We start from the raw sequence: 25,433 nt of genomic DNA on the forward strand, positions 1-25,433 counted from the left end.
AATAGCCAAAAAGAAACGTATGGATTTTACAGGAAATTGCAATTTCAAACCTGATTATTGCTGCGAACTTAAGCGAAAACCGCTAAAATAGCCATTTTTCGTTTTCGGTTGTGGAGAAGTGGTGGAAATATAAAGCGATCAGCTGTAAGCTTTGAGCTGTCAGGGCGGGAACGCGACAAGAGGAAGTAAAAATTCAAAAGTAAAAAGTAAAAAACGTGGAGGTTTGATCAGGCTGGCATTACCAAATAAGTCTTACACCAAGAGAAAGCTGTGTAACTACTTCTAATTGTTGATAGAACCCAAATTCCTCGTCGTTATTTGAAGTTACATATGGACCCGTTGCATTTACTTCGATGCTCAATAATGCGTTGTGCACAGGCAACATATAGCCGGTTCTTATTGCTAAAGTTGGATAGATTTTATTGAGATGATCATTGCTTGTTTGTGACAGATAGTCTTCTGTTTTCTTTTGCAACGCTACGCCCGCCGCAGCAAACAGACCTGAATGGTTAAGCTTTTTAGAAAACTCTGTTTGAGCTAAAAATGCACAGGTAAAAATCCGGAGTTTGCCATATTCTAAGCTGATATCATCTTCATTGCTATTCATTCTGGCCGTGAAATAATTCATGTAAGCGCTGAAAGTTATTCTTTTATTCAAAGCGTAATCAGTGCCCAATTGAAATGATGGTCCTAAATAATCTGTTGTGGAATTGACGGCTGCATGTAGGCCAATGTACGGGTGGAATTTTGCCTGGCTAAAACAATGCTGCGCAAAAAAAAACAAAAGGGGAGGGCGATCTTTCTCATACACAAATATAAGAATACTTATATATAATCGTGAGAGATAAAATTTGAACGCCCCTTCTAAGCCAGTTTACAATAATCTGATCAATTCATCCACTTAAAGCGTTCCCGTTCTCCCTCCATCAACTGGCAAATTAACGCCATTAATATATGATGCCGCGGGTGAGCAAAGGAATGCAACGGCAGCGCCAAATTCTGAAGCCTCACCAAGGCGGCCGGCAGGGATCTGCAAAATGCTTTTGTGCGTGATTTCTTCAACGGAGGTATCGTTGGCCTCCGCCTGTTTCCCGAAGAGATAAGCGAGCCGGTCCGTGTTGGTGAAACCCGGCAATACGTTGTTTACAGTTATGCCGAAATGACCTATTTCGTTTGCAAGTGTTTTTGCCCAGTTGGCCACAGCTGCGCGCACGGTGTTGGAGATTCCCAGCCCGTTGATCGGCTGCTTAACGGAGGTGGACACTATGTTGACGATACGTCCAAATTCAGCTTTTCTCATGCCCGGCACCAGTGTCTGTGCAAGCAAATGAGAGGTCACCAAATGTGCATCAAAAGCCAGTTCCAGCTCCTCTGCCGGTGTATCCAACAATGGTCCGGAAGGCGGCCCGCCGGTGTTATTTACCAATATATGAATGATGTTGGTTTTAGTTAATTGTTGCTTAACCTTTTCTTGTACGTCCTGCGGCTTGGAGGTATCAGCAACAATATAACTATGGCGCTGTTTTTTTGAAACATCCAGCAACTCAACTACTTTTTTCAACTTGTCTTCATTACGTGCCAGCACAATTACTGTTGCGCCAAGCAAGGCCAATTCTTTTGCCACAGCGGCACCCAATCCCTGGGATGCGCCACAGACGAGTGCTGTTTTATTGGAAAGATCGAGATTCATGGAAGAGGTTTTATGGTGAGGGGCGTGAGGTGTCAGGTATCAGGTATCAGGCGTTTGCCTAAGCTAATAAGCTCACATCATAAGCCTACCACACTCTTTGGAAATATAATACTAAATGCTGAAAAAGGGGATTTTTTGTATGAAATCAAAAAGCTAACTCATTTGCATATTCGCAGTTCGCAAACGGGTGCACATCTTCCCATTCGCACATCCGCACATTCTCAAATTTGCACATTTAACTCTTTGGTCTTCCGCCACCTTTGTACCTGGGTCTCCAGTAATTGTCGTTCAGATCGCTGACCATTACGCCGCCGCTGGTTGCGGCATGGACAAACTTATTGTTGAGGATGTAAATTCCAACGTGTGTAATGCTGCGCCTGCCGCTGGTATGAAAGAAGACAAGATCACCTTCCTGCAGATTTTCCTGATCTACCCGTTCAGTAAGATTATATTGTTCCTGGGCTGTCCGCGGTAAAGTAACATTATATACATCCCGCAGCATAATTTGAGTAAAAGCTGAGCAGTCAAGACAGTTCTCAGTTGAACCGCCGAGGCAATATTTAGTTCCCCACCATTTATCTATGTTTTGCAGCAAAGCAGGATTGTTGAGCTTTTCAACACTTGCGTCAAGTATGATTGAATATTTAAGCTGAAGCCAATTGGCATTTTCAATGTTGCTGTTGGAAAGCGAAGGATCAGGTTCAATCTTAGAAACGGTAGTTTTTCTTTCTTTTTCAGCGCGTTTTGAAGAAGAAGAGGTCGTATTATTGGCAACACCTCCCGGTGTTACATTGATATCGTCGAGGAATCTTGGATCCCGGTTTTTATTGCGGGAAGCATTGTTTCTGTTGTTAGAATCATCTCTCGAAGTAATTTGCTTGAGACTTTTACACGACGCTAACGACAAACAAACGCAAAGACTATATATAAAAAATTTAATATTCATTACCAGGGCGCAAGTTAAAAGGCTTGGCGCACCAACACAAATTATATGCAAAACTTTTTAGGAAACGAAACATAATACGCACTTATTGTGGAAAATAAGGTGACGGATGGCATGGATTTTTGAGCGAAATTTGCAGGTTTGATATGGTGAATGGTGAATGGTCAATAGTGAAAGATGCAGTCAGTACTAGTTTATTCATTCATTATTATAATTCGGTAAATGGTAAGGAGCTAAGTGAAAGATACGATCGGTACCAGTTTTGGTCAAATCGTAAACAGGCGGCAAAAGCATCATCAAAATATTATGTTCCGGACTAAGTTTTAAGAGGTCACGGGAAACTAAACAGGTTTCAGCTTTCACTATTCACTATTGACTATTCACTGATTTACAGGTTTACAAAGGACGAACAACATGGCTCAATTCTCACACTTACACGTACATACACAATATTCTCTGCTGGATGGAGCGGCAGCGATAGATAGTCTTTATAAAAAAGCAGAAAAGAACGGCATGCCTGCGCTGGCTATTACCGATCACGGTAATATGTTCGGCGTATTTGAATTTGTGAGCAAGGCATGGAAAAACACCAAGGTGATCGGGAAAGATGCGAATGGAAAAGACATTACCACTCCGGTCGTAAAGCCAATCGTTGGTTGTGAGTTTTACGTGGTTGAGGACAGGCATAGAAAATCTTTCTCGAAAGAAGTAAGAGACGAACGTTATCACCAGGTTTTGCTTGCTAAGAACAAACAAGGTTACCAGAACCTGATCAAGTTAACATCGCTTGGATTTATTGAAGGTTACTATAGCAAGTATCCTCGTATTGATAAGGGGTTGATTGAAAAATATCACGAAGGCCTGATCGCTACAACCTGTTGTATAGGTGCTTACATACCGCAAACCATCATTCATGATGGAGAAGAAGCTGCAGAAAAAGAATTCAAATGGTGGCTTGATCTGTTTGGTGACGATTTCTTTATTGAACTGCAGCGCCATAACATCAAAGAACAGGAACTCATCAACGACACGCTCCTAAAGTTCTCCAAAAAATTTAATGTGCCTGTTATTGCAACCAATGACAGTCACTATACAGACAGGGATGATTTTAATGCGCATGATATCCTGCTTTGTATCAACACCGGTGAAAAGCAATCAACGCCCGGTTTTGATGACTTTGTAAATGATGAGCTGCAGATAAAGAACCGTCGTTTTAAATTCCCGAACGATCAGTTCTATTTTAAAACACAGGATGAAATGTCGCAATTGTTTAGCGACATACCTGAAAGTATTGATAACACCAACATGATCGTTGATCGTGTTGAAGTGCTCAACCTGAAGAAAGATATCCTTCTTCCGGCGTTTCCTTTGCCAAAGGAATTCCAGACGGAAACTGACAACAACATCAACCAGTGGAACTACCTGCACTATCTTACTTATGAAGGTGCACGCCAGCGTTATGGCGAAATATCAGAGTCTGCAAGAGAACGATTGGACTTTGAATTATTCACTATTAAAACGATGGGTTTCGCGGGTTACTTCCTTATTGTGAGTGACTTCATTAAAGCGGGTAGAGATCTTGGTGTATTTGTTGGCCCGGGTCGTGGATCTGCGGCAGGTAGTGCAGTTGCTTATTGTATCGGCATCACGAATATTGACCCGATTAAGTACAATCTGCTGTTTGAGCGTTTTCTTAACCCTGACCGTAAATCAATGCCGGATATTGATACGGACTTCGATGATGAAGGAAGACAAAAAGTAATTGATTATGTAGTTCAAAAATATGGCAACAACCAGGTAGCGCAGATCATTACCTACGGTACAATGGCTGCGAAATCGAGTATCAAGGACGTTGCGCGTGTAATGGATCTTCCGCTGGCAGAAAGTAATATGCTGGCGAAGATGGTGCCGGACAGACCGGGAACTGATCTTGGCCGTGTGCTTACTGCTCCAATGACAAGCAAGGAAGCTAAAGACGGCCAGAAATCCTTAGAAGACAAAGAGAACTATGGCCCGGAAGAGTTGGAAAACATTAAGCTACTGAGGCAAATCTACGGTGGAGAAGATATAAGGGGACAGGTATTGCGTGAAGCCGAGCGTTTGGAAGGATCTGTGCGTAACACAGGTATCCACGCTGCCGGTATCATCATTGCCCCTAAAGATCTTACGGAATTGATTCCGGTTGCTACTGCAAAAGACTCTGATCTGTGGGTTACCCAGATTGAGGGTAGCATGATTGAAGATGCCGGCGTAATTAAGATGGACTTTCTTGGTTTGAAAACCTTGTCCATCATCAAAACTGCGCTGGAGTTGATTAAGCTGAATCATGGCGTTGACCTGGTAATCGACGACATTTCACTAACAGATGAAAAAACTTATCAACTATATCAAAAGGGCGAAACCAACGGTACGTTCCAGTTTGAAAGTCCCGGGATGCAGAAGTATCTCCGAGAACTGAAGCCCGATAAATTCGCCGATCTTATTGCGATGAACGCCTTGTATCGTCCCGGTCCAATGGCGTATATCCCACAATATGTTGCGCGTAAACACGGACGCGAAGAGGTTACTTATGACCTGCCAGACATGCAGGAATATCTTGAGGAAACTTACGGTATTACGGTGTACCAGGAGCAGGTGATGCTGCTGTCGCAGAAGATTGCCGGCTTTAGCAAGGGTGATGCGGACGTTCTTCGTAAAGCGATGGGTAAAAAGGACAAGAAGACGCTGGATAAAATGAAGGCCCAGTTTATGGATGGCGCTGTAAAAAAAGGTCATCCCAAAGACGTGCTTGAGAAAGTATGGACCGACTGGGAAGCATTTGCCCAATATGCGTTCAACAAATCTCACTCAACCTGTTACGCGTTTGTTGCTTACGAAACAGCTTATCTAAAAGCGCACTACCCCGGTGAATATATGGCTGCGGTACTTAACCATGCAGGCGCCATTGAAAAGCTTACCTTCTTTATGGAGGAGTGCAAACGTATGGGCATTAAAGTGCTTGGTCCGGATATTAATGAATCTATCAAAGGTTTCTCTCCTAACAAAAAGGGCGAGATCCGTTTTGGCCTGGGTGGCTTAAAAGGTGTGGGTGAATCTGCTATCGAAAGTATTTTGGAAGAGCGTGAACGTAATGGCAACTACCTGGATATTTTTGATTTTATTAAGCGTATTAACCAAAGAACAGTAAATAAGCGATCAATAGAAAGTTTGGTGTATTCAGGTTCTTTTGACTGCTTTGCAGACATGCATCGTGCACAATATTTCTATACACTTCCGGGTGAAACGATGAACGGCATCGAGCGGATCATCAAGTTCGGAAACGTATTTCAGACAAACAAGCAGCAAAGCAGTAACAGCTTGTTCGGCGATGGAATGATGCCTGAGATTGCAGCACCGAAACTTCCAAAGTGTGAAGAGTGGTCATTGACAGAAAAACTGGATCTTGAAAAAGAAGTCACCGGTATGTTCATGAGTGGTCACCCGCTTGATCACTTTAAATTTGAATTGAAGCACTACGGTATTATGACACTGGCCGACTTCAACGATATTAAAGAAGCTCCACAATTGCAACCTGCAAGCAGAAATTATCGTCTGGCCGGTCTTGTAATTGATGCGCAGCACCGCGTTACCAAAACCGGAAGGAACTTTGGTTCTATGGTGATTGAAGATTTTAGCGGCAAAACAGAAATGATGCTTTGGAGCGACGATTATATGCGCTTTAAAGATTATCTGGACAAAGGAAAGAATGTTGTGATCAACGGCTTCTTCAAACAGCGATTTAACAGCGACCAGTTTGAGTTTAAAGTAGCATCCATAAGTCTGCTGGAATCTTTGAAAGCTGCGATGACGGCAAAGCTTGAATTCAATTTACCAGCAGCCTCTATAACCAAAGACTTTGTTTCATTTGTTGAGACGAACCTGAAAAACAACCCCGGTAAAGCTGTTGTGAAATTCAACGTCTATGAGCCGTTGGAAAACATTAAGGTGAGCATGCACACGTTTGACAGAGGCTTTTCCATGAATGATGAGATGGCCGCATATCTAATGGAGAATGAAGATCTCGATGTGAATGTGGGCTTATCGGACAGACAGTAAGATGTCTGATTTGAGGATGCTTGATGTGCAAATTTGTAAGCCTCTGTGAAACTCTGTGTATTCTCTGTGCCCCCTGTGTAACTGTACTATTCAATACGTGTGGTTACACGGAGGAACACAGCGATTTTCAATTATTCATTTTCGATTTTCAATTTTCAATTATCTATTAAGCTTCGTCTATACCATATAGCTTCTTTGCAAGTGCCTTAATAGACTGATCCAATGCATCCGCATTTTTAAATAAATCTTCTTCAAACAGCCTGTAAGTATCAAAGGAATAATTTTCCATTTTTATGACCTGCACAATTCCCAAAATATTGGCCAGGTATTTTCGCACTTCATGAGAATTGATAAATGACAATTCTTTCATATGCTGTTGCATTTGCATCCTATGCATTTTATTCCGGTTGACTACATAACGGAAGAGCAGGTACAGCAGCGTTAAGGACAATACGGAAATAACGATCGTGAATATGACTACTCTTCTCTGAAGATCTTTCTCTCTCACAGCCTCTCCCAAATTATTCTTTAACGTAGATACCGAAGTACTCATTTCCATATTTTTTGCAATAGTTGTGTTTACGTTTATACTGTCACTCACACGTTCATTCTTTTCATAATACTTGAGCGCTGCGGGCATATCATTCATAGCAGCAAACGTGTTAGCTTTCACAACATATAAATCCTTCAATACACTCAGTTGATTTAAACCATCAACATAATATTCAACGCTATCAAGTATCGCCAGCGCATTCTTGTAATCACCATTGCTATAGTAAGCTTTGCCGAGGCTTACAGCAACATTCAACGGATCTTCGAATGCCGTAGTCCGGGTTAGGGTAAGCAGTTTTTTCAACCCGGCTATTTCCTGGTTCTTGTTGCCCTTAACTCTGTCATCCTCAACATTGGCACTTATCCTGGCAAATTCAACGTACAATTCTCCCGATTTAAGTTCATCCAGCATACGTTTTGTCGTAAGCAAAGAGTCTTTATTATTCAGTTTTTCAAAACATTTGACCTTGTTTTTGAGTATTGAGGCCTTAACCAGGTCATCTCTTTCTATCTTCGTCCAGTCTGTTAAAGCATAGGCATTGTTCAGTTCATCAAGGGAGCGTCTGTAGGACTTCAATTCAAAAAACAATTCGCTTTTTTTTATTTGCGTGTGCACAATGGCATCTTTATTCTTTGCCTGGGCAGCCACATTCAGTGCCTCGTTATAACTTAACAACGCAATAGGAAAGTTTCCAATCTTCCTGAATACCTGGCCCAATTGAATGTTTGAATAATATATCAGCGGGAAATACGATTTCTCCAGACCCGTCTTCAAAGCCTGCTGCAATTGGTTAATGGCACTATCATAACGTCTTTTTCTTACATTAACCATTCCCTTCATTAATGGTATGGCTGCATCAAGTTCTTCAGAGCTATCAATCGAATTCATATACAAGGCAAGGCCAGAATAAAGGCTACCGGTGTCGGTGTATAAAAAATAATTAACGGCATATTCATATACACTATCCCAGTCGTTTTGTGTGGCATGAGATTTTTTCAGTGCTTCTTTAAGTTGTTTACTGCTCACCAGCATTTGGCTATGCACGGTAAAACAGAAACTTGTCGATATAATTAAAGTCAGAAGCAAACTGTATGGTTGACGTGAAGGTATCATTGCAATAATTTATTTGGGTTACACCATAACCGGCCAAGAGCATCATAGAACGTAAAACATCCAGCACTCAACCAGTTACAGACGTGATTAATACTAAACAATGATTTGCTTTACAATGTTTACTTAAAATAGCTATTAAGCTTAACTATTGCAACCTGAAGCATCTTATACCTGCAACAAAAAGCCCCGGGCAACCATTTATTGCCCGGGGCTTTATTATCACCAAAATCTTTCTTATTCAACTCTCCACTCGTAAATTCCAGCCGAATGATCCTTGCTTATCTGCACTTCCAGCCTTAAGGCCGAAGTGTTGACCGCATCAAAATTTACCACATTATATTTATCTTTTTCTATACCATACGCGTCTTTAGCTTTAACTTCCTGCCAGTTTCCGGAACCGTCTTTATACAACACTTTCCAGGATGCAGGGATTCTACAGCCACCCCACGGCCCATCATCGAACCAATACAATTGTACTTTTGATACCGACGCCGGCTTTTCAAAATCATATTGCACCCATTGCACAGTATCTTTTTTGGGCCACCAATGATAATATGGAACACTGCCATCGTGTGATGAAGATGACTCAAGCTGATCATTTACTGCTCTCAAAGCCTTGGTAGGATAAGAGGCCGTTACTTTACTTTTTGAAGCAAGCGTTGGCGGAGGCAAGGGTATTACCGCTGTTTCTTTGTCTGCCACCCAAACACTCATATCACCTGCGCCCCTGTTTGCCCATGCATAATAAGGGATAGCAGTAACTACTTCCTTTTTTTCAACTACTTTCTCGTCGGCATTAATTACCGGAGTAATTGCGGTTGTTTTAATTAACTCAACACCATCCAGTAAAGACGGATCATACACAGTGGAAGTAATACTATTATCATTCAAGAGCATGTGTCGCACAGATGCATCTTTATTGTCCGGCCATTCAAAACAATACACTAAAGGCCCGCGTTGCAAAGCAACTCTACCGTTATCTGATTTTATCTGATCTTTGGCTTTAACATAGCGTACATCCATTGGAAGACTGAATGTTATCTTATCTCCTTTCTTCCATTGCCTGCTGATAACTGCGTACCCATTTTCCTTTTTATATTCTACCGGTTTGCCGTTTACAAGAACATTGAATTTCTTTGCTTCAGCATTTGTGAAAGAATATAAACCGCCGGGAACAGGCGCATCATTCAGCCATGCAGGCAAACGCAAAGCCAACTCAAATAATGATGCAGTTGATGGATCAATCGTGAAGTTCACATCACCCTTCCACGGATATTCTGTTTGTTGCTCAATACTTACAGTGCTTTTGTTGAAAGGAATTTTAGCAGTACTTTGAACAAACAGGTTTACATAGATCCTGTTGCTTCCGGTTGCATACACATAGCCGGGTACAGAAGGAATAAAACGGCAAACATTGCTCGGGCAGCATGCACATCCAAACCATTCGCTGCGGGTATGCTGACCCATTGATTCCAGTGGATTGGGATAGAAAAATCTGTCACCCTTAACTGATACACCAGAGATCATACCGTTGTATAAGATCTGTTCCAAAACATCGTAGTACTTTGAATCACCATGCAACAGAAATAAACGATAATTCCAATAGATATTACCAATAGAAGCGCAAGTTTCATTGTATGCACTCATGTTTGGCAAAGCATAATCAGGACCAAAACCTTCATGTCCGGCTTCAGCACCAATGCCACCGGTAAGATATAATTTATGATCTACCACATCGTGCCAGATAGCATCTATCGCGGTAACATAGCTCTTGTCGCCTGTTAGTGCAGCTACGTCGGCCATGCCGCTATACATGTAAGTTGCGCGTACCGCATGTCCAACGGCTTTTGTCTGTTCAGTTACAGGTAACTGTGCCTGGTTATACTCTGTTCCATTTTTACGAATGTCCAAAAAGTACCTGGCCAACTCAAGGTAGTTTTTGTTGCCTGTTGCCCTGTACATTTTTACCAAACCCATTTCAATGATCTGATGTCCCGGATAATATTTCAATCCTTTTACTACAAAATCATTATAAACAAGATCAGCATTTTTAATAGCGATGTTCAGCAAAGTGGTTTTACCTGTTGCCTGGTAGTGAGCCACAGCAGCTTCATACAAGTGACCACAATTGTAAAGCTCATGACTTAAATCGGGATCCTTTTCCCAACGCTTAGCACCCGCCCATTCGTGCAGCGAACCGCTGTCTTTTGCAATGGTACGATTGGTGTACAAATAACCATCAGGCTCCTGCGCCTTACTGATATAATAGATCAGCGTATCTATTTGTTTTTCCAAAGTAGCATCAGGAAAGGTTTGCAACGAATAGCTCGCGCCTTCTATAATCTTATAGATATCTGTATCATCAAAGGGATATTCCGTTTTGAACTTGCCCTTTTTCAAATGTCCTGCAATTAAAAAATTGTCCACCCTTCCCGTTTTGTAACATTGATCCAATGCAATGGGAATGGTGACTTTATAATTACGCATAATACGTGGAGCCCAAAAGTTATCCGTCACCTTTACCGCAGTAAACGGCACTGGCTGAATGGGATAATCCTGCGCGATTATCCGGGCTGCAATTGCCAGCAGAATAAATGTAAAAAATACAATTTTACGCATGAACAAATTTTTTAAATGCTAAACCTTTTTCTATTGACTAAAGTTCCACTATAATGCTGAGAAGCGCTATTCCTTTATCGACGGAAAATTTACAAATATTAACCTTAAAAATCTGACTGTCCCGTATTTCCAAGCAATATTTTACATTTTCATGCGTAACACATAAAATGAATATGGCTTCATTTTCAACGGAATAAGATTTTTTGAAGGAACTACCGTTACCTGCGCAGGCTTAATATTCTCCGGTTGATCGAAAGAGTTTACACCGGCAACATTATCAGAAGCAAGCATTGTAACTGAAATTTCCTTTGGCAATTTTTTCAATCCATCGGCGACGATGTTTTTTGTTTTCTTAACAGCTGAAACATTGGCGATTTTGATGATCAATTCATGGCTGTTTTCATTAATGCTTGCGGATGCATACAAACTATCTGCACCTCCAATAACAGCATTGTTCATCAGGGCTGGAACCACACGTGTGCCCACATTATTTGTATAAAGCTTTTGAACATAATAGTCAGGTGTTCCATAAGACTTCAGATTGTTGAACCAGATAAGATCCGGCGCCCACTGCCATCCCTCTGCATGCGCAAATAACGGCGCATAAGAAGCCATCTTCACCACGTCTGCATTACGTTCCAAACCTGTCATGAAAGCAGCTTCAGCTAATGCACTTTGCCAGTTATTCTTTTTGATGGCCTCATCAGTCAGTTTTGTATGTGCTGCATATTCTCCGGCAAAAATGGAAGGTCCATTACGATCATAGCTATCGTATCTTTTGGCCTGTTGCAAAAACCACTCGGGCGAACGATAATAATGCTCATCAAGAATATCTGCATGGAGGCTCCTCAATGTATCATTCAGGAAATTAAACAGATCGCCATCAGGAAAGGGGCCTACACTATTCACCAACTGAATAGAAGGATATTTTTGTTTGATCGCTTTTGCAAACAGTTTATAACGCTCCACATACTGAGATCCCCATTGCTCGTTGCCCACACCCATCATTTGTAAATTGAAAGGTGCAGGGTGTCCCATATCTGCTCTTAATTTGCCCCATTTGGATTCTGTTCCGCCGTTGGCAAATTCAATCAGATCCAGTGCATCCTGTATGTACGGATCGATCTCTTCAACAGCAACCACTTCCGCTGAATTAAACTGGCAGGCCATTCCACAATTCAGGATGGGTAACGGTCTCGCACCTATGTCTTCAGCAAGCTGAAAATATTCAAAGAAGCCTAATCCAAAAGATTGGAAATAATCCGGAGTAGACCTGTGGGCAAATTCATTATTCCATCTGTTGATGATAAGTTTTCTGTCTTCTACATTTCCAACAGTTTTTTTCCATTGATAACGATTTACCAGTTCCTTTCCTTCCACAATGCAACCGCCGGGAAAACGGATAAAGCCGGGCTTTAAATCAGCAAGTAACTGAACCAGATCTGCGCGCAAGCCACCCGGTCTTTCTTTCCATGTATGTTGAGGAAAAAGCGAGATCATATCCAGATCCAAAGTACCGGTTCCTTCAATCCATACATTCAGCTTTGCTTTTTCCGCAGTTGCATTGGATGGAAATGATACGGCATATTTTTTCCACTTATTGCCGTCAAGCGATAGCGACGCATTACCTATCTCTTTACCCTGTTCATTGATCAATTCAAGACGAAGCCGCATATTTTTTCCTGCGCTGGCGTTGGCCCAAACAGAAAAATTATATTGTTCGCCCTGATGAATACCCATGCCTCTGAACCCTTCATTTTGCAGGCCATAAGCATCTTTTTCATCGTTAATCTTAACCCGTATAAATCTTGGATTATTGTCGTCAACAGCACTGCGATTTACTACGAGTGATGCTGCAGAGCTTCCTTCTTTCTTCAACTCCTTCCAGCCCATCATGGGTGCATTAAACTCGAACGATCTGTTCTTAACCAACTCAGCATACAAACCACCATCTGCTGCGAGATTAATGTCTTCAAAAAAAACTCCCCACATATTCGGCTGTATAACGGCCTGGGGTTTATGTACCTGCACAACAATATCCTGTGCATTCGAGTAATGTGCATGCATAAGGCCGCATGCCATCAGGAAGGTGGCGATTTTTTTCATAAAGTTGTGTTTTAGCTTTCAGCTATCAGCTTTGAGCTGTGAGCATAAAATGCCATAGGCTATTTTTCCTGTAACATCTTAAATGTGCACACCTGAAAACGAGTCAGAATTAGGCTGACAGCTGATTGCTGACAGCTCATAGCTTAAAACAGCTTTTCCAGCTTATCGTCCGTATAATCTTTTATAAAAAACAATGTGTTATTATATTGGGAGAACTCGTATTCTTCGTGCATGGTTGTGAGCACTACGGATTGCATGCCTGCATTTTGTGCGCTTTCCACGCCTTTTGGTGCATCTTCAAATACAATGCATTTTTCAGGTGCCATCTGTAATTTTTCTGCACAATCCAGGTAAGTCTGCGGGTCGGGTTTGCTGTGGGTTACATCATCAGCACTTACAATGGCTTTGAAGTAGTGGCGAATGTTTAAATTGTCCAGCACAAAATCTATGTTAAACGGAATGGCAGCAGATCCTATCGCCATTGGTATACCATGTTCCAACGCCTTATCCAGAAAGGGTTTCAAGCCTTTAATCAATTCCAGTTTTGGTTTATAAGCAGCCTGGTATCTTTTTTCTTTTTCAATGGATAAATTATCCATTTCTTCCTGTGGAAAACGATCGTTTCCAAAAATCCTTTTTAAAACTTCCTCATTCTTTCCGTACATCTGCACTTTAACCTGGTCGTAGGTTAGTCCGCCGTTCAGATCATTATTAATAATATCATACCAGGCTTCCGCATGGTAGGACATATCATCTATCATTGTTCCATTCAAATCAAATAAGAACGCTTTAGGAGAGGAATGCGACATCTGCTACTTGGAATTTTTGAGCGTGTGCGGATTGGGCACAAAGTTTAAAAATGCGTTGAGATTCGTTTTATATTTTCTAACATCCAGTTTATAGTAAAATGCTCCTTTTTTTGAGTTGAGCTTGTCTTTATCTTTTTGCTTGACCAGCAAAGAAGTCGACAATATTTTACGGCTGAAATTTCCTTTATCGAATGTTACATCGTAGACACATTCGTACAAGTTTTGCAACTGCGGAATAGTGAACTTTGCCGGCAACAATTCAAACAAAATCGGATGGAGTGCTGCTTTGTAACGTAACTTTTCCTTTGCCAGTTCCACCATTTCCTTATGATCAAAGATCATATCGGGAAACTGGTTGATTGGAAACCAGGCTGCATGATAATCTTCACTGATCTGTTGTTTGTATTGCTGGATATCTATCAGCGAGAAAAATGAGATGGACACCGTGCGCTCAACCGAATCCCTGTCAGGTTTGCTGAACGTGTGCAACTGTTCCATGTACACACCATCAAGACCAGTCAATTTTTTCAAAACACGTGAAGCTGCATCTTCCGCACTCTCATCTCCCTGAATAAATCCTCCCACCAGGCTCCAATGCCCCTTGAAAGGCTCAAACCCTCTTTGAATTACCAGCAGTTTTAATTCCTCCCCGTCATATCCGAAAACAATGCAATCCACGGCAGCTAAAATTCTTGTCTGTTGCGCATATTTTTTCATCGCTCTATTTAAATTTTCCATTAGCTTCTACAATTGTTCCGTAAGATTTTGTGCTGCCGGAATGTGTGTATTTTCGCCGGTCAGCCGTTCTTACAGAAAATTTAAACTTCAAAGTAATGAGAAGCAATTGATTTTCGCGCTTTTCACTACCAGAATTTTACATACAGCGCCGAAAGTATTAAAAGTGTAAGTACAATCAATGTCAATGTTGCCGGTTTTACCTTGAACATCTCCCTATCCAGCACAAATGCTTTCGGGTTTACTTTGGGACCTGCAAGGCTAATAGCCACCATAACGATCATGGTAAACATAAAGGCCAGCCCCATACAAATGAGGAACGGAATTTCATAGCCGCCATGTCCATTTGGAAATGCAGTATAGAAGATCGTTTCATTGCCAAAAACCCCGGGTGCATACTCATTAAAGAAAACGCACAACCCAAAACCGGTGATAATACCGGCAATCGCTGCCGCGCCTGTAGTACGCTTCCAGAACATACCCAGCAGAAACATGGCAAAAATACCCGGACTAATAAAACCAGTATATTTTTGAATGAAGGTAAACCCGCCTGTACCACCAATTCCCAGCAAATCGTTCCAGGTAAACAAAATGGCTACAATCATGGAAATGATCACTACTACCCTTCCCGTCCAAACCATCTTCGCTTCATCTGAGTCTTTTTTAATGTATTTCTTATAGATATCCAGCGTAAAAATGGTGGAAATACTATTGGCCTTACCTGCCAGAGAAGCCACTATCGCCGCTGTTAATGCTGCAATAGACAAACCTTTTAGTCCATTAGGCAAGAAGCCCAGGACAGCAGAATATGCCCCGTCCATGCCACCTTTTAATTGAGGAAGATGCCCGTTTTTATATAAAACGTAAGCCGCTATACCCGGCAGCATAACAATTACCGGCATCATTAATTTCAACAATCCGGCGAAGAGAATACCGGTTCTCGCAGTCTGTAAATCGGCTCCCAAAGCGCGTTGCGTAATGTATTGGTTGCAGCCCCAGTAATTCAGGTTCACGATCCACTGGCCGGCCAGATACATCAATATACCTGGCAAAATCAGGTATTTATTAATATGTTCCTGCGCCAACGATGCGCCAGCACCTCCATTTAGAGCTGTCTGCACAGTGTCTTTATCAGGCTTTGCAAGTATCATTTTAAAATGCTCCGGAGAATCTCTCATCAGCGCGTTAAACCCAGCCAGTGCATCTTTTCCTAAACCGAATTTTTCACTCACTACGGTTAGCGCCATGTAGGTTGTTGCCAGGCCACCTATGATTAATACACTCACCTGGATAACATCCGTATAGCCAATCACCTTCATCCCTCCCAGCGTAATGATCACAGCAAATATGGCAAGAACGATCATGGTTGCGTGAAGGTATTGCTGTCCCGGTAAAAGACCATTGATTGCGATGGCCCCCAGGTAAAGAATGGAAGTTAGATTTACGAATACATACAAGAATAACCAGAAAATGGCCATTATTAAAGCCACCGTTTCATTATACCTTGTTTTCAAAAACTGCGGCATTGTGTAGATATGGTTCTTGAGATAGATTGGGATAAACCATATCGCAATGATGATAAGCGCCAAAGCTGCGATCCATTCATAGGCTGCAACGGCAACTCCCACAAAAAAACCGTTACCACTCATGCCGATAAACTGCTCCGCAGAAATGTTGGATGCAATGAGTGATGCACCAATGGCCCACCATGTTAAAGAACCTTCCGCGAGGAAAAAGTCCTTGGTATCCATCGTTGCTTTTTTCTTTTTGCGATAGATCCAATAACCATAGGACGCTACTATGATGAAGTAGACAAAGAATACGAGATAGTCTGAGAAAACAAGTTGATTATTCATAATGCAAGCGTTTGGATAATTGAAAGTTGATAATTGACAATTGAAAATTGCGAACGATTATTCGGTGAGCAGAAATCAGATTTGCACATTCGCACATTTATTCATTTGCACATCCTCCCTCATTTTCAATTGTCAATTATCCATTTTCAACTAACTATAATATTTATCGCTCCAGCGTAATTCATTTTTAAGCTGATGCAGGTTGGTTTGTTTGTTAATTAATACACATTCAATGTTGGCCATATCTGCAAAGTCATCTAAATGTTCGGATGTCAGGTTCTGGCTATAACATGTGTGGTGTGCGCCGCCGGCTAAGATCCATGCAGCGCAACCAGTTTGCATGTCAGGATATGGTTTCCACAATACCCTGGCTACAGGCAGTTTTGGAAGATCATGAACAGGCTTAACCGCTTCTACTTCGTTTACCAGTAAACGGAAACGGTTACCCATGTCTATAATTGAAGCATTAAGCGCAGGACCTCCGCTTACGTTGAACACCAACCTAACGGGGTCCGCCTTGCCGCCAATACCCAACGGATGAATTTCGCAGGAGGGCTTGCCATCAGCAATGGAAGAACATATCTCAAGCATATGCGCGCCAAGTACCATTTCATTGCCCGGCTCAAAATGATAAGTATAATCTTCCATGAAAGAGTTACCGCCTTTTAAACCACTACCCATAACTTTCATAGCACGGACTAAGGCAGATGTTTTCCAGTCGCCTTCACCACCGAAGCCATAACCTTGCTCCATCAATCGTTGAGATGCGATGCCGGGTAGCTGGACCATGCCATGCAGATCTTCGAATGTATCTGTATACCCTTTAAAGTTACCCTGTTCTAAAAAGTATTTTAACCCGAGTTCAATTCTTGCAGCATCTCTTAAAGAAGCGTATTGTGCCCCGTTTTTAGTCAATGATGCTGCAAGCTTGTATGTGTCGTTGTATTCATCGCAAAGCTTGTCAACATCCGCATTAGTTACTTCGTTTACAACTTTTACAAGATCTCCTATTCCATGTGTATTCACGGAATAACCGAATTGTAATTCGGCCTCTACTTTATCGCCTTCTGTAACAGCCACCTGGCGCATGTTATCGCCGAAGCGAACAAATTTTGCTCCCTGCCAGTCGTGCCAGCCTGCTGCTGCCCTGGCCCACACGTTAATGCTGTTTAATACATTTTCGTTTTGCCAGTGACCTACAATCACTTTTCTTCGCAGGCGCATGCGGCTTACCATAAATCCGAATTCTCTGTCACCGTGCGCGCTCTGATTCAGGTTCATAAAGTCCATGTCGATATCATTCCACGGAATATCCCTGTTGAATTGTGTATGCAAATGACATAAAGGCTTCTGCAATATTTTAAGACCACCGATCCACATTTTAGCCGGTGAAAAAGTATGCATCCATGCAATGATACCGATACAGTTGGTACTGTTATTTGCCTGCTGACATAGCGCGTAAATTTCTTCAGTCGTCTTTAATACAGGCTTAAACACAACAGTCACGGGTATTTGTGAACTGTTATTCAATGATGCTGCTATCTCCTGCGAGTGTGCCGCTACCTGTTGCAAAGTCTCTTCACCATATAGAAACTGGCTGCCGGTTACAAACCATACTTCCAGTTGTTTTAAGTTTATCATGTGTGCTTTTTATTTTATGAGAATGAGTTGATTGCTATTGCTGGCCGTAATAAGAATCGGGGCCATGTTTGCGTTCATAATGTTTTTTTACCAGCGAATCTTTAAGGCGTAACGCATCCGCCTTTATGCTTTCCGTTAAATAAGCCATGTGTGCAACGGACTCCAGCACTGCGCTGTTGTAAACCGCCTTTGCGGCAGTCTTGCCCCACGTAAACGGCGCGTGACTTCCTACCAAAACCATTTCGACTTCTTCGTAGGTTAATCCTCTTTCTTTAAAACAATTCATGATCTGGAAGCCTGTCTCGTATTCATAATCGCCTTTGATCATATCATCATGCATGGGCGCTGCACATGGAATATCAACGGTGTTGTGATCCGCATGCGTAGTACCAAAAATCGGGATATCACGTAACGCTTGCGCCCAGGCCGTTGCGTAAGTGGAATGCGTATGCACGATGCCTCCGATGTGTTGCCAATGCTTGTATAAAACAGCATGTGTTTTTGTGTCGGATGATGGCCTTAGTGATCCTTCAACCGTGTTGCCGTCAAAATCAACAATCACCATTTTTTCGGGTGATAGTTCCTCATAAGGAACACCACTGGGCTTGATAGCAAAAACACCCAGTTCCCGGTCTGCTGCACTTACATTTCCAAAGGTGAACAACACCAGCCCCAGCTTGGGCAGTTGCATGTTTGCTTCGTATGCTTCTTGTTGGATGTGTGCGTATTTCATTTACGTTTTACGTTTTACGTTATACGTTGTAAGTTTTACGTTGTACGTTATAAGTCTTGCCTTGAATGTTATAAGTCGTAGGTTTCAAGATACCTGGTCACCACTTGTCTTCGCTGCGATAAACGTATAACGTACAACTTATAACTTACAACTACTTAAGTGTTACCAGCACCACCGACATCGGCGGCATGTTCACACTTAACTGATTGCCATTCTTTTTAAAGTCAGAAAAAGAAGCGGCCTTTACTTTATTTGGCTGGTCGAACGTGTTAATATCAGTAAACTTGCCAGAGGTAACAATTTGCGCTTCGCTGCTGTTCAGATTGGCCCCGCCGAATGATGTATTTACCGTGATCTTTTTTGTTGGATCAATATTTACCAATGTGATGTGAATAGCCCCACTTGCATCTTTTGACGCAGATGCATTGATGGCAGGGATTTTTTCACTGCCGAAAGTGTAGTCAGGACTGGTGAAATTCAATGGCAACAGTGTAGCATCCTGGTGAACTTTATACAGATCAAATACATGATAAGTTGGCGTAAGCAGCATCTTCTCTTTGTCTGTCAGGATCAGCGCCTGTAACACGTTTACAGTTTGTGCAAGATTGGCCATTTTAACCCTGTCGCAATGGTTGTTGAATATATTGAGGGAAGAAGCCGCAACCAATGCATCACGCAGGCTATTTTGCTGATACAGGAAAGCTGGATTTGTTCCGGGTTCTGCATCTGTCCAGATCCCCCACTCATCCACCGCCAAAGCCACTTTCTTTTGAGGATCATATTTATCCATTATAGCACTGTGCTTATTGATCAGGTCCTCTATATGCAGGCAATTCTTCATGCCTTTGAAATAACCTTCTTCATTGAATTCAGTTGCAGAACCTTTCTTTTCCCAATTGCCTACGACTGTGTAGTAGTGCATGGAGATACCCCACATTTGCCAGGGATGGATATTTTTCATACATACTTCTGTCCAGTTGTAGTCTTCCGAATTTGCACCGCTTGCTACTTTCTTTAAAGGCGCACCGGGATAGTTTTTACAGAAGGCTGCGTATTGCTTGTAGTTATCTGTATAATATTCAGGCGTCATGTCACCACCACAACCCCAGCTTTCGTTACCAACACCCCAATAAGCGACGTTATAAGGCTTATCATGACCATTTTTTCTGCGGAGATCAGCAAGTGCACTCTGACCGTTGAAGTTGAGATATTCAATCCAGTTTGACATCTCCTGTGGCGTTCCCGAACCCATATTACCGGCTATATAAGGTTCACAACCAATGAGGTCACAAAGCTGAAGAAACTCATGCGTACCGAAACTATTGTCTTCTGATACCATTCCCCAGTTCGAATTAACTGTTTTCGGACGTTTTTCAACCGGACCGATACCGTCGCTCCAATGGTACTGATCAGCAAAACAACCACCGGGCCAACGCAACAATGGCAGCTTTATTTTCTTTAATGCATTAACTACATCCATCCTGATACGACCTTGTTTAGGTACGTTCATTTTCTCATCTACCCAAAAGCCATCGTAGATACATCTGCCGAGATGTTCAGCAAAATGTCCGTAAATCTCTTTGTTGATTTTTTGATTTCCGGCAGTGTTAACAGTGAGTTGTACTGATTGCGCCTTCAGGCAATTACATAACACGATAAGTGCAACCAGAACCAGGCAAGATCGTCTCATATTAGTTGTTTTTTCTAACTCAAGCAGTGTGATTCAATTAAATGTTAGTCGTTATTCAGTGTTTTTCAAGTACGATTTACGAAGTACGAAGTACTCAGTTTTACACAGGTCCAATCTTAGCAACAGCCTAGCGTAATCGTCATTGTCAATTCTCCATTTTCAATTATCAATTAACTCACACATTCCCCCAGCCTCTTGTATTTCTCAAACCTTCTCGCGTAAAGTGTAACATTTGCAGGGTTGGGATTATAATGATTGTCAAAGCCGCTTCCCATAGCTGCCATTGCGTCTTCTACAGTTTTGTATAAACCGGCAGCAGTGGCCGCAAACATTGCAGCACCGGCAGCGCAGGTTTGTTCTGAAGTGTGAATGCGGATCGGCATATTCATTACATCAGCCATTACCTGCATGATATATGAGGATTTTTTAGCGACGCCACCAAGACCAATTAATCCTTTTACAGGAACGCCTTCATGATTAAATCTGTCGACAATCGCTTTCGCGCCGAAACACGTAGCCTCAACCAATGCCTTGAAAATACGCGGTGCATCAGAAGCAAGATTTAACCCACTGATCGCTCCTTTCAACAACTGATTGGCATCGGGCGTTCTGCGACCATTCAGCCAGTCAACAGCCAGCTCATCATTTTCTTTTAAAGGCAGGGCGGCAGCCTCGTTGGCCAATGTTGAGATAATGGAATCGTTGATTTCTTTCTTTAGCAGATCTGCCGTTGCGGCATCTATAACTGATGATTTCTGTAAGAGGTTATTAACGGGCCACGCCACTATGTTTTTAAACCAGGCATACGTATCGCCGAAGGCACTTTGTCCTGCTTCCAGCCCCATCATACCGGGAATTACAGATCCCGGAACCTGTCCGCATATACCTCTGACGAGTTTGCCATCTACTTCCTCCATCGGAGCAACCAGCATGTCACAGGTGGAAGTCCCCATCACTTTGCTTAAGTGATAAGGTTCAATTTGTCCGCCTACTGCGCCCATGTGCGCATCAAAAGCACCAACCCCCACAATAACATCAGTCGATAGTCCCAGGCGATGTGCCCATTCTTCTGAGAGATTGCCGGCAGGTTTATCTGAGGTATACGTTTCTTTAAATAACCGTTCAGTAAACCCTTTCAATAAAGGATCTATTGAAGAGAAGAATGTATCCGGAGGAAGTCCTCCATACTCTTTCGCCCACAAAGCTTTGTGACCGGCAGAGCAAACACCCCTTTTCATTGCGCTAACCGCTGTTCCGCCCGTCAATAGGAAGGGAATCCAATCACAATGCTCTACCCAGGAATAGCAGGCGTTTCGCACAGATTCATCTTCACGCAATATATGTAGCAATTTTGCCCAGAACCATTCTGAAGAATAGATCCCTCCGACAAACTGTAAGTAATTGACATCAAATTTTTCAGCGTGCGCATTGATCTCCGCCGCTTCTTTGGTTGAGGTGTGATCCTTCCACAATACGAACATCGCATTCGGATTGTTCTCAAACTCAGGCAGCAAAGCCAACGGCGTACCGGTTTTGTCAACCGCTACAGGCGTAGAGCCAGTGGTATCGACAGAGATCGCCTTTACCGCCGAAGCAGATAACGGACCTGCCTTCGTGATACACTCGCGGATGGTTGCCGTAAGGCCTTCTACATAATCCAGCGGATGTTGCCTGAAACGATTGGATGCTGCATCGCAATAAAGGCCATCCCTCCAGCGCGGATAGTAAAACACCGCCGAAGCAACTTCATCGCCATTACGAGCATTCAGCATAACTGATCTTACTGAGTCAGTTCCGTAGTCAACCCCTATTACAAATGAGTCATTCATATGAACAAGCTAAAGTGTTAGTAGGTCAAATATAGAATAAGAATTGTAATAATGACAATTAAAACGAAAATATTTTTTTGGGGGAACCACAGAGGCACGGGAGCACGGAGAAACACAACGGCTTTTTTGAATAGAGAAAAGGTTTAGGTCGAACAAAAAATACACAACTTATTCAATACACCCAAGATCGAAACCTAAACGCAGTTGGTCAACGCGTGATCCGCCTGTTTTTAGAGTCCCTGAGGTTCTTAAACGCCGTGATTCGCCCTGTCTTCCGTGCCTCCGTGGTTCCATAAAAAAGCCCGCGGCGAATGCCGCAGGCTTGTAAAACTCAAGATTACTACTTGCTATGAAAACTGTCTTTAATATAATTGTTTGGATATATTGGTCATTTCAACCATCACTTACCTCCATTTCCCCTACCCCAATGACATTCCGTTAGCCACATTTTCAATTCTCAATTATTTCATCTTGCTTTCCAGCAACTTCATAAAATAGCCACCCACTACACTTCTTGCCTGGAAACCAACCATTTTGCCGTTTGTTGTTTCGTGCCAGTCGCTGATAGGTACGCGGGAAGGTGTTTCCGCTGAGAACTTATAAATTGGGTTCACCAGGGCGTTGAAATCCTGCTGGTTATCAGCCAGCGTGGAAGTCCAGATGATCCAGTCTGATTTTGTGTAAGTTTTTCTGCTATCCAACGGCAATCCATATGCATTTTGCTTGGTGAGATAGTATTTAATCTCTTTCTCATACACCTCTTTAGGGAAGATGCCCAGGTTCAATACTTTATCCCAAACCAGGTTGTATTTCTGGCTCCAGGTGTTTTTGTTGTCGAAGGTCAGCGAATAGTGATCTCCGGCATCGGCCATTGTCATCCATTTTTTTGCCATTTCAGTTGCTGTCGCCTTGTATTTTTCGGCTGTAGCTTTTTCTCCCAGCATGTCAGCCAGCATCGCGTAGCTTCCGATACCTACAATGGCTTTTACTGAAAGGTTAGCGTTTCTGGCCAGGTGACCGGCAAAGTCATCTGTACAAAGCTGATTGGCAGGATCAAAACCATCACGCGTTAAGAAGTCAACCCATTGAGTAAGTGTCTTCCAGTGTTTTTTAGCATACTCAGCATTACCCTCAGCTTTAGCTATTGCCGCCGTAAGAATGATCATGTTGCCGGATTCTTCAACAGGCATGTCTTCACCGTAAGTTTGACCGTTTGCCAGAGGATAGGTTCCAAGATCGTGTGCAGCAAAAGGTTTTGTCCATTTTCCGCTTTCGCTGTAGTAGAAGATGCCGCTTAGCATTCCTTTCAACAGATCAGGATTGTAAACCAGGTATAGCGGAGCTGATGGATAAGTAACGTCAACGGTGTTGATAGAACCATTGCTAAAGTTCTCTTTTGACAGGAATAAGAGATCACCCTGTGGACTCTTTACCAGTTTGTGTGCTGCAATGCTTTGTCTGTATGCAATTGCGCACAGTTTAGCATAGGTTTCGCCGCCGGCTTTTTCTGCATCTTTATACATGCTTTCATTAAAGTCAGCACATTTCTTCATAACAGAAGCGTAATCAGTTGCAGCCTGTGCCAGTTCTTTTTCAATAGTCTGGGATGCGTCATTCTTCCACCAGGGTTTCAGATTTTGTTTAAAGTATTGAATGGAATAGATATCGTCATATCCTAACAATACGAATTGCTCTTTTGCATCGTTTCCAACCTTTCCTAAAGAAACAACAGTATTTAACATTAACGCTTTACCGTTAGTCGCTGAAGAATTTGTATTAGCTACTTTGCTTACAAAGGAAGCAACTGCGTCTTTTTCTCTGGTGATATATTGAACGGGCTTAACTGCAGAGGGGACTGCGACATACATATAGCCCCAGTCAATCCTCAGGTCGTCCCCTTTCTTTTGTAACACAGGCTGGTCTTTTGTTCCGGCTTTCAAAATGGACAATCCTGAGGAAGTATACCTTTGAGTCGTTACTTCCTGGGATGGCACATTTACCGCAACATTTGTAGAAGCACCAAAGAACAATTGCACGTCATGTGTTTTGCCGTCATTGGCTTTAACGCTATAGTTAATATAGCTAACCGGCCTTGAGAACAATGCAAGATCATTCATTAATAAGGGTGAAGTGAAAGTAAGCGCTGCATCAACGCCACCGCACGTAAATTCATACACTGTCTGCGTTGCTTTAAGGCTAACGCTTTTCTGTTCTGCAACCAGCACATCATTGTTTATATCCTTAGCCGGCTCTTTTGCAATTCCCAAATCAAGGTTAGCGCCACCACCTGTGTTTACAACGTGCACAGCCAATACATTCTGTCCTTTTTTAAGCTTTTGCTTGTATGCTTCATCCAGAGGGACATAAGTATAACGCGCTGCACAACAGCCTGCAGTATAGATCTTCTCTCCGTTCAAAAAAACTTCAACATCATCATCGTGCTTAAGCTTCAGGAATATATTCCCTTCCTCGGGCTTATTCAGTGTAAATGTTCTTCTTACCCAAATATCATGACCATCCCAAAATGTTTTTGCTTCCGAACGGTCATTACCGAATGGTGCGCCGCCTGTTTTCCAGGAAGCATCATTAAAGCTTTCGCTCATCCATTCGCCGGAAGGCTTCTCCATAGTATACTTCGCATCATAGGAGTTGTCTTCAGCGGCAGGAACCACAGCCTCGAATGGCTTCGCTGCGCTTCCAAGTACGCGGTATACCTTTCCATCTACTTTTATCAATCCCAATAAAGACTGATCAGTACCTGTCCAGTGATTGGTAACAGACTCATTCAGTTTGTCTGTGTGTGACCAAATGCTGAAGTATGTGTCATGCGTGACCAACGGGTACGACGGCGCTTTAATATCCTGCGCCTTTGCAAATAGAGCCTGCAATAAAAATGCAGAGAATAAGATTTTTTTCATCGACATAATTACGTTTATAATTGTTTTTTTATCTCTGATGTCTGATTTGATGATCTCTGATTTCTTCAACGCTAAGACGCTAATTAATTGCGAAGAACCTTCT

15 protein-coding genes are annotated in these 25,433 nt (G+C 42.4%); 1 reads left to right on the forward strand and 14 read right to left on the reverse strand.

Annotation, left to right across the window (positions count from 1 at the left end):
* Positions 1–238 precede the first annotated feature (238 nt).
* The 3 genes from QTN47_RS08865 to QTN47_RS08875 form a co-directional block, all read right to left on the reverse strand.
* Complete coding sequence (locus QTN47_RS08865) at positions 239–628, reverse strand: hypothetical protein (protein WP_369328995.1); 390 nt, start codon at positions 626–628, stop codon at positions 239–241.
* Between the two features lie 273 nt (positions 629–901).
* Positions 902–1,690 carry an SDR family oxidoreductase gene (locus QTN47_RS08870; protein WP_369328996.1) on the reverse strand — a complete coding sequence of 263 codons (789 nt, stop codon included), beginning with the start codon at positions 1,688–1,690 and terminating at the stop codon, positions 902–904.
* A gap of 235 nt (positions 1,691–1,925) precedes the next feature.
* Positions 1,926–2,636: a C40 family peptidase gene (locus tag QTN47_RS08875; RefSeq protein WP_369328997.1), complete on the reverse strand. Its 711-nt coding sequence runs from the start codon at positions 2,634–2,636 to the stop codon at positions 1,926–1,928.
* Between the two features lie 411 nt (positions 2,637–3,047).
* On the opposite strand from QTN47_RS08875, the gene dnaE reads away from it, so the two are divergent.
* Complete coding sequence (gene dnaE, locus QTN47_RS08880) at positions 3,048–6,728, forward strand: DNA polymerase III subunit alpha (RefSeq protein ID WP_369328998.1); 3,681 nt, start codon at positions 3,048–3,050, stop codon at positions 6,726–6,728.
* A 166-nt stretch (positions 6,729–6,894) separates the two neighbouring features.
* Here dnaE and QTN47_RS08885 read toward each other — a convergent pair whose 3' ends face one another.
* The 11 genes from QTN47_RS08885 to QTN47_RS08935 form a co-directional block, all read right to left on the reverse strand.
* Positions 6,895–8,394: a tetratricopeptide repeat protein gene (locus QTN47_RS08885; RefSeq protein ID WP_369328999.1), complete on the reverse strand. Its 1,500-nt coding sequence runs from the start codon at positions 8,392–8,394 to the stop codon at positions 6,895–6,897.
* 234 nt (positions 8,395–8,628) lie between these two features.
* Positions 8,629–11,013, reverse strand: a complete 2,385-nt coding sequence (locus QTN47_RS08890; RefSeq protein WP_369329000.1) for a glycoside hydrolase family 127 protein — start codon at positions 11,011–11,013, stop codon at positions 8,629–8,631.
* A gap of 141 nt (positions 11,014–11,154) precedes the next feature.
* The gene (locus QTN47_RS08895) at positions 11,155–13,119 is read right to left on the reverse strand and encodes an alpha-L-arabinofuranosidase family protein (RefSeq protein WP_369329001.1); all 1,965 of its coding nucleotides are present in this window, start codon (positions 13,117–13,119) and stop codon (positions 11,155–11,157) included.
* Positions 13,120–13,262: 143 nt separating this feature from the next.
* Positions 13,263–13,928: an HAD family hydrolase gene (locus tag QTN47_RS08900; RefSeq protein WP_369329002.1), complete on the reverse strand. Its 666-nt coding sequence runs from the start codon at positions 13,926–13,928 to the stop codon at positions 13,263–13,265.
* Between the two features lie 3 nt (positions 13,929–13,931).
* Positions 13,932–14,666, reverse strand: coding sequence for an NUDIX hydrolase (locus tag QTN47_RS08905; RefSeq protein WP_369329003.1), 735 nt, complete (start codon positions 14,664–14,666; stop codon positions 13,932–13,934).
* 125 nt (positions 14,667–14,791) lie between these two features.
* The gene (locus tag QTN47_RS08910) at positions 14,792–16,519 is read right to left on the reverse strand and encodes a sodium:solute symporter family transporter (RefSeq protein ID WP_369329004.1); all 1,728 of its coding nucleotides are present in this window, start codon (positions 16,517–16,519) and stop codon (positions 14,792–14,794) included.
* A 150-nt stretch (positions 16,520–16,669) separates the two neighbouring features.
* The gene (gene araA, locus QTN47_RS08915; protein ID WP_369329005.1) at positions 16,670–18,160 is read right to left on the reverse strand and encodes an L-arabinose isomerase; all 1,491 of its coding nucleotides are present in this window, start codon (positions 18,158–18,160) and stop codon (positions 16,670–16,672) included.
* Positions 18,161–18,194: 34 nt separating this feature from the next.
* Entirely contained in the window at positions 18,195–18,893 is a 699-nt protein-coding gene (locus QTN47_RS08920; protein WP_369329006.1) for an L-ribulose-5-phosphate 4-epimerase, read from the reverse strand.
* A 151-nt stretch (positions 18,894–19,044) separates the two neighbouring features.
* On the reverse strand, positions 19,045–20,583 hold the full coding sequence (locus QTN47_RS08925; protein WP_369329007.1) for an alpha-N-arabinofuranosidase: 1,539 nt from the start codon (positions 20,581–20,583) through the stop codon (positions 19,045–19,047).
* A 170-nt stretch (positions 20,584–20,753) separates the two neighbouring features.
* Positions 20,754–22,412 (reverse strand): ribulokinase, encoded by a 1,659-nt coding sequence (locus tag QTN47_RS08930; RefSeq protein ID WP_369329008.1) that lies wholly within the window; start codon positions 22,410–22,412, stop codon positions 20,754–20,756.
* A gap of 461 nt (positions 22,413–22,873) precedes the next feature.
* The gene (locus QTN47_RS08935; RefSeq protein WP_369329009.1) at positions 22,874–25,330 is read right to left on the reverse strand and encodes a glutaminase family protein; all 2,457 of its coding nucleotides are present in this window, start codon (positions 25,328–25,330) and stop codon (positions 22,874–22,876) included.
* Positions 25,331–25,433: the final 103 nt, after the last annotated feature.

The organism is Danxiaibacter flavus, assembly GCF_041060425.1.
Taxonomy (GTDB): domain Bacteria; phylum Bacteroidota; class Bacteroidia; order Chitinophagales; family Chitinophagaceae; genus Danxiaibacter; species Danxiaibacter flavus.